This is a genomic window from Microcella sp. (assembly GCF_051860105.1).
Taxonomy (GTDB): domain Bacteria; phylum Actinomycetota; class Actinomycetes; order Actinomycetales; family Microbacteriaceae; genus Microcella.
The window spans coordinates 1-7,047 of sequence record NZ_JBHYEO010000044.1 but is presented as its reverse complement, the minus strand read 5'-3'; the positions used below and the strand labels follow the sequence as shown (position 1 = coordinate 7,047).

General features: G+C 67.6%; 7 protein-coding genes. 2 read left to right on the top strand and 5 right to left on the bottom strand.

Going from position 1 to position 7,047, the window contains the following annotated elements; genetic code table 11:
• Positions 1 to 1,080, top strand: a 1,080-nt coding sequence (locus ACTIE9_RS13265) for an asparaginase (RefSeq protein WP_439566039.1), incomplete at its 5' end; no start/stop codon positions are given.
• 30 nt (positions 1,081 to 1,110) lie between these two features.
• Here ACTIE9_RS13265 and ACTIE9_RS13260 read toward each other — a convergent pair.
• The 4 genes from ACTIE9_RS13260 to ACTIE9_RS13245 are packed head-to-tail and all read right to left on the bottom strand — an operon-like array spanning position 1,111 to position 5,281.
• Positions 1,111 to 1,908: an ABC transporter permease gene (locus ACTIE9_RS13260; RefSeq protein ID WP_439566038.1), complete on the bottom strand. Its 798-nt coding sequence runs from the start codon at positions 1,906 to 1,908 to the stop codon at positions 1,111 to 1,113.
• The gene (locus tag ACTIE9_RS13255) at positions 1,905 to 2,819 is read right to left on the bottom strand and encodes an ABC transporter permease (protein WP_439566037.1); all 915 of its coding nucleotides are present in this window, start codon (positions 2,817 to 2,819) and stop codon (positions 1,905 to 1,907) included. Before ACTIE9_RS13255 ends, ACTIE9_RS13260 begins: the two co-directional genes overlap by 4 nt.
• A 3-nt stretch (positions 2,820 to 2,822) precedes the next feature.
• The gene (locus ACTIE9_RS13250) at positions 2,823 to 4,043 is read right to left on the bottom strand and encodes an ABC transporter ATP-binding protein (RefSeq protein ID WP_439566036.1); all 1,221 of its coding nucleotides are present in this window, start codon (positions 4,041 to 4,043) and stop codon (positions 2,823 to 2,825) included.
• A 29-nt stretch (positions 4,044 to 4,072) separates the two neighbouring features.
• Positions 4,073 to 5,281 carry an ABC transporter substrate-binding protein gene (locus ACTIE9_RS13245; RefSeq protein ID WP_439566035.1) on the bottom strand — a complete coding sequence of 403 codons (1,209 nt, stop codon included), beginning with the start codon at positions 5,279 to 5,281 and terminating at the stop codon, positions 4,073 to 4,075.
• Positions 5,282 to 5,536: 255 nt separating this feature from the next.
• Here ACTIE9_RS13245 and ald point away from each other — a divergent pair, with 255 nt between their 5' ends.
• A complete protein-coding gene (ald, locus tag ACTIE9_RS13240) occupies positions 5,537 to 6,652 on the top strand; it encodes an alanine dehydrogenase (protein ID WP_439566034.1) in 1,116 nt (371 codons plus the stop codon).
• A gap of 28 nt (positions 6,653 to 6,680) precedes the next feature.
• On the opposite strand, the gene ACTIE9_RS13235 is transcribed toward ald, so the two are convergent.
• Positions 6,681 to 7,047: hypothetical protein (locus ACTIE9_RS13235; protein ID WP_439566033.1), on the bottom strand; the 367-nt coding region annotated here is incomplete at its 5' end.

The following is a 7,047-nucleotide window of genomic DNA, read 5'->3' as shown; positions in this document are numbered from 1 at the left end:
CATCAGCGACGAGCTGCTGCGCGACGCCGTGAGCGTGCTCGACGCAGCACTGTCGGCCTGACCAGCGCAGTGTCCCCTGGTGGCGACGCCCCGAGCGGTGCGCCGGCGGGAGGGCACGCGCTCGACGGCGCGGGTTCGGTCGAGCTTGCTCGGCTCGACCGTGACGGTCTCGTCGAGTCGCGTCACCTCGGTGCCGCCGCCGTCGTCGATGCATCCGGACGCGTGCTGCGCGCGGTGGGCGACACGACGGCCACGATCTATCCGCGTTCGACCCTGAAACCGCTGCAGGCCATCGCGATGCTCGAACTCGGCGCCCGCTTCGCCGACGACGAGCTCGTGCTCGCGATGGCCAGCCACTGCGGCAGCCCCGAGCATCTCGCAGTGGCGCAGCGGATGCTGCACGACGACGGGCGCGACGCCCACGCCCTGCAGTGCCCGGCCCAGTGGCCGCTCGGCGCCGCGGAGCGTGCCGCGCGGCAGGCGGCCGGGCTTCCGCCCGCTCGGATCACCATGAACTGCTCGGGGAAGCACGCAGGGTTCCTGCGCGCGAGCGACGCGATCGGCGGCGACGCGGCGCACTACCTCGACCTCGAGCATCCCGTGCAGCGGCACGTGATCACGGTCGTCGAGCGCTACACGGGCGACCGCGTCCACCGCACGGCGCACGACGGCTGCGCAGCGCCCCTGCACGCGACCTCGCTCGTCGGCCTCGCCACCGCGATCGCGCGGGTCGCGGCGGGCACGACCCCGGAGGCCCAACGGCTGATGGCCGCGGCGACCGCTCAGCCCTGGGCGATCGACGGGCGCGGGCGCGCCAACACGATCGTCATCGAGCGGGTCGGCGGCCTCGCCAAGCTCGGCGCAGAAGGAGTCGTCGTGATCGGCATGCCGACCGGTGTCGCCGTCGCCGTCAAGGTGCTCGACGGGTCGATGCGTGCGACCACCCCTGTCGCCCTGACCCTGCTCGCCTCCGTCGGCGCCATCGACCACGCCGTCGGCGGCGAGCTCGTCGCGCTCACGAGCGAGCGGGTGCTCGCCGGCGATGACGAGGTGGGCGCACTCCGCGTCAGCATCGGCTGACGGGGAGTGCGCCCACACGGAGCGGGAGCGCTACGCCGCTTTCGCGAGCTGACGACGCCGCGCGGCCGCCGACAGCTGGGCAATCAGCACGAGAGCGATCGCGAGGAAGAACACGGCTGACGCGATGACATTCGCCTCCGCAGGGATTCCACGCGCGGCCGCTGTGTAGATATAGCTCGGGAACGTCACATCAGCCCCGCGGTTGAAGTTGGTGATGATGAAGTCGTCGAAACTCAGAGCGAACGAGAGCAGCGCTGCCGCGACGATGCCCGGCAGGAGCATGGGAAAAGTGATCCTCCAGAACACCTGCACCGGGCTCGCGTACAGGTCTCGACCGGCTTCCTCGAGCGCCGGGTTAAGGCTGACGACGCGCGAGCGGACCGTGACCACCACGAAGCTCAGACAGAAGAGGGTGTGCGCCAGGATCACCGTTCCGATGCCCTTGGGGACCCCCGCTTGCAAGAACTGCGCCGCGAGGCCCGCACCGAGAACGACCTCGGGCGTCGCCATCGGCAAGAAGATCAGCAACGTCGTCGCGTTGCGGAACCGGAACCGATAGCGGACGAGGGCGATCGCGATCATGGTGCCGAGTGTCGTCGCAAGAATCGTCGCGGCCACACCGATGAGGAGGCTGTTGCCGAAGGCCTCACAGACCCCCTGCGCCTCGCAGACCGTGAGCCAGTTCTCGAGTGTGAAGCCGCTCCAGATGATGTTCGTGCGGCGCGAATCGTTGAACGAGAACGCGACGGTGTACGCGATCGGGATGAGCAGGAACACGAACGCCATGATCGAGTACGCCCAGATGGCGTACTTGCCGAAGCCCTTCACAGCAGATCCTCCGTTCCGCTGCGCTTCACATAGGCGGCGACCAGCACCAGGATGAAGGCCATCAGGATGAGCGAGAGCGCCGCGGCTGCCGGGAAGTTCTGCAGCACCAGGAAGTTCGCTTCGATCACGTTGCCGATCATCGTGGTGTCAGTGGCGCCCAAGAACTCGCGCGACGCGTTGATGTAGTCGCCGGCAGCGGGGATGAACGTCAGGAGCGTGCCGGACATCACCCCTGCCGCCGAGAGCGGCAAGGTCACCGTGCGGAAGGTCGTCACGGGGCTACCGTACAGATCGTTCCCCGCTTCGAGCAGCCGCAGATCGAGCGACACGAGCGTCGCGTAGATCGGCAGCACCATGAACGGGATGAAGTTGTAGGTCAGGCCGAACACGACCGAGAAGGTGGTGCCGGTGATCGACACGCCCGGTGGCAGGGCACCGAGTGACGACAGGATGCCCGCCACCGGCCCCTCGACCGAGAAGATCTGCTTCCAGGCCAGGGTGCGCAGCAGGAAGGAGATGAAGAACGGGGCGATCACCAGCACGAGCGCCAGCGATTGCAGCAACGGGAACGGCCGGAGCGTGATGCCAATGAAGTACGCCAGCGGGAAGCCGATGAGCAGGGCGAAGAGTGTCGCCAAAGCGGCGTAGCCGGCCGACCGAATAGTCTGCGGCCAGTACTGCTCGAGAACCGCCACGTAGTTCTGCCAGTTGAAGGCGTTCACGTACTGCCCGAAGATCAGCGGGTCGGGAGCCTGCAGGCTCGTGATCACGAGCGAGATCAGGGGGGTGACGAAGAACAGGATCAAGTAGAAGATGCCGGGCAGGAGCAGCAGCAGTGCGATGGGGCTTCGCCGGCGGGGGGCGGGTTCCGCGACCGCCGTTGCCGTGCCCGCGAATGCGGTGAAGGCCATGGCCTAGGCCTCCTCGAGTTCCGCTTCGAGGTCTTTCCGCGACTGCACGGCGATCATCGACGTGTCGAGGTCGGCATGGAAGCGCGACACCGGTTCGGCATCCGCCTCGTCGGCGAGACCGAAGGCGTGGTCGATCGCCCAACTGAGCCAGACCGTGTCGCCGTCGTGGTGCAGCGTCGAAATCGACGTGTTCTGTGCGAAGACCGTAATCGCGCCCACGTGGGGAATCGTCACCTCGTACTGAGTGCTCACTCCGCTGAACGACACATCGGTGATGCGACCGGGACCGATCACGTTGCGTCCCGAATCGGCGGCCGGGGCCGCGTCGTGCAGTGTCACCTTCTCGGGTCGCACACCGACGGTGATACGACCGTTGTGGCGTTGCGCCCGGGCCGTGGGCACCTCGATCTTCGACCCGGCGGCGTCGATGACGAGCGTTCGGCTCGAAGTCGACACAACGTCACCCGTGAACAGGTTCGACTGACCGAGGAACTTCGCGACGAAAGCCGTGTGGGGCAGTTCGTAGAGCTCTTGCGGCGGCCCCATCTGCTCGATGCGCCCCTTGTTCATGACGGCGACGGTATCGGCCATGGTCATGGCCTCCTCCTGGTCGTGGGTCACGTGCAGGAAGGTCAGGCCGACCTCGCTCTGGATGTCTTTGAGCTCGACCTGCATCTGCCGACGCAACTTGAGGTCGAGCGCACCGAGCGGTTCGTCGAGCAGCAGCAGCGCAGGCCGGTTAACCACGGCCCGGGCCAGGGCCACGCGCTGCTGCTGCCCGCCGGAGAGTTGCGTCGGCTTGCGGCCCGCAACGTGGTCGAGCTCGACAAGCTGCAGGGCCTCATGTGCGAGAGCATCCGCATTCGTAATGCCGCGCCTCTTCAGGCCGAACGCGACGTTCTGGAGGATCGTCATGTGCGGAAAGAGTGCGTAGCTCTGAAACACCGTGTTGACGGGGCGCTGGTACGCCTTCGTCGCCGTGACGTCTTTGCCGCCGATGAGGATGCGGCCCGCCGTGGGCTCCTCCAGGCCGGCAATGAGCCGCAGAGTGGTCGTCTTGCCGCAACCCGACGGGCCGAGCAGCGCGAAGAACGACCCCGCGGGGATCGTCAGATCGAGCTCCTCGATCGCCGTGAAACCAGGGAAGCGCTTGGTGATGCCGACCAGTTCCAGGTCAGCACCGGCCTCGGCGAATCCGCTCTTCGGAACCTCGTTGTTCGTCACCTCGGTGGTACTCCTTCGCGTGGGGCGGATTAGGCGCCGAGCAGGATCGCCTGGAAGGCGGCCTGGTACTCGTTCTCCTCTTGAGCGGTCAGACCGCGGAAGATGCGGGCGTTCGCCAAGGTCTCCTCGTTGGGGAAGATGAGCTGGTTCTCGGCGACCTCGGGGTCGAGGGCCAGCGCCGCCTCTTTGGCGCCATTGACCGGCGTGATGTAGTTCACCCACAGGGCCACCTCGGCAGCGACCTCCGGCTCGTAGTAGTAGTCGATGAGCTTCTCGGCGTTCGCCTTGCGAGTCGATCCGATCGGGATGAGGAAGTTGTCGTTCCACAGGGTGGCGCCCCCCTCCGGCAGCAGGAACTTCCACTTCTCGTAGCCGGCCTCGAGGTTCAGCAGGGTGATGTCTCCCGACCAGCAGATCGCGGCGAGCGTGTCTCCGTTGACCAAGTCTTCGGAGTAGGCGTTGCCGCGCACGTTGCGCACCTGGCCCGACTCCACCTGCTCGCGGAAGATGTCGAGGGCCGCATTGAACTCGTCGGCGGTGAAGTCACCCGAGATGTCGACGCCGTTCTCGAGCATGATCACGCCGATGGTGTCGCGCATCTCCGAGAGCACACCGACGCGGCCAGCAAGGTCGGGGCGCCACAGGTCGCTGACCGCACGCACCTCGTCGGTCTCGTCGGTGTTGTAGCAGATGCCAGCGAAGCCGCCCTGCCACGGCAGCGAGTGCACACGCCCCGGGTCGAACTGCGGATTCTGCAGGCTAGGCACCAGGTTGGCAGCGTTGGGGATGTTCGCCTTGTTGAGCTCTTGCGTGTACCCGAGCTGAATCCAGCGGTTGACCATCCAGTCAGTCAGGCAGACGGTGTCGGCCCCGATGTCCTGCCCGAGAGCCAGCTGGTCTCGCACCTTCGCGAAGTAGGAGTTGTTGTCGTCGACGTCGATCAAGTAGGTCACCTCGATGCCGGTACGCTCCTGGAAGGCGAGGAGGGTCGGATAGTTTCCTTCCTCGTCCTCGTCGATGTACAGCGGCCAGTTCGCCCAGTTCAGCGTCGGGTCGTTGGCCGAGTTGTCCTCCGCCGGGGTCAGTTCGGTCGACCCGCCGGTGGTGCAGGCCGCGAGCGCGAGGGCCGTGGCGCCGGCGCCGGTTCCGGCGAGCATCGTGCGCCGCGTCAGCTGAGCACGCTTCGCCTGGGCGATGAGGCTGCGGACCATCGGGTCTTCGGGAAGGGGACGGGTCATAGCGTGCTCCTTAGACGATTGCCGGTACGTCGGTGTCCGAAACCGCGCGAGGCGGTGCGTCGATACTGTCATACGCTTCGGGCGTATTGCACCCCTGAACGCTCGATTCATCCATCTCGAAACACGAATGTCACGAAATCAGCACTTCCAGGCAAAAAAGAGTGCGGAATCCATTGCCGCCAGCGGGTACGCTGGTGCCGCAACGCAGCGCGGCGGTGCAGTTTCCCCGTCGCGCATCCATCGCGAGGAGAACTGATGAGAATCGCCGTACCGGCAGAGGTCAAGAACAACGAGTACCGCGTCGCGATCACCCCGGCGGGTGTGCACGACCTGGTCGCCAACGGTCACGAGGTGCTCGTGCAGTCGGGAGCGGGGCTCGGATCGTCGATCACCGACGACGAGTATGCGGCGCAAGGCGCTCGCATCGTGGCCGACGCCGCGACGACCTGGGCCGAGGCCGATCTGCTCCTGAAGGTCAAGGAGCCGATCGAGTCGGAGTACCCCCACTTCCGCGACGGCCTGCTGCTCTTCACCTACCTGCACCTCGCCGCCGAGAAGGAGCTCACGCACGCGCTGCTCGACACGCGGGTCACGGCGATCGCCTACGAGACGGTGCAGCTGCCCACGCGCGCGCTCCCGCTGCTCGCGCCCATGAGCGAGGTCGCCGGTCGACTCGCCCCCATCGTGGGCGCCAACGCCATGATGCGGCCGAACGGCGGGCCCGGCCTGCTCGTGCCCGGCGTGCCCGGCACCGACCCCGCCAACATCGTCGTGCTCGGCGGTGGTGTGGCCGGCACGAACGCCGTCGCCATGGCCGTCGGACTGGGGGCCGAGGTGACGGTGCTCGACACCAACATCCAGCGGCTGCGCGAGCTCGACGCCCTCTACAGCGGGCGCATCCGCACGATCGCCTCGAACGGCTACGAGATCGAGAAGGCGGCCGTGCAGGCGGACATGCTCATCGGCTCGGTGCTCATCCCGGGCGCGAAGGCGCCCAAGCTCGTGAGCAACGACCTCGTCTCGCGCATGAAGCCGGGCAGTGTGCTCGTCGACATCGCCGTCGACCAGGGAGGCTGCTTCGCCGATTCGCGACCGACCACGCATGCCGACCCCACGTTCCGCGTGCACGAGAGCATCTTCTACTGCGTCGCGAACATGCCGGGCGCTGTGCCGACGACCTCGACCTACGCGCTCACCAACGCGACGATGCCGTACGTGCGGGCCATCGCGAACCACGGCTGGAAGACCGCGCTGCAGGCCGACGGCTCGCTCGCGCTCGGCCTCAACACGCACGACGGGCAGGTGACCAACGAGGCGGTCGCGACCGCCCACGGTCTCGACGCTGTTCCGCTCGCGAGCGCACTGGCCTGACGGCGTCGCGGGCTGATCCTCCCGCGGGTCAGCCCGCGCTCAGCGTGATCCAGCGCCGCCGCCGCACCGGCTCCCCGGGCTCGGCCACCCACACCTCGCCCTCCCCCTCGTCGAGGGGCGGGGGTGTCGTGCGCACGCCGAGGAGCGCCCGGAGGTCGGCCGCGTCGGCGCGGAAGAACACGACCGGGGCGGCCCGTCGACAGTGCGAGAAGACGGTCCACGCCGACTGCCAGGCTTCCGGATCGGCGATGAGGATGCGCGGCTCGAGCGGCACCGTCGCCGCACCGGTGAGGCTGCCGACCGGCACACCCGCCGGGTCACGGTCGATGCGCGCCTCTGGATGGGCTTCCGCCACGGCGGCGGCCACCGCCGCGACGCGCCGGGTCACCACGACG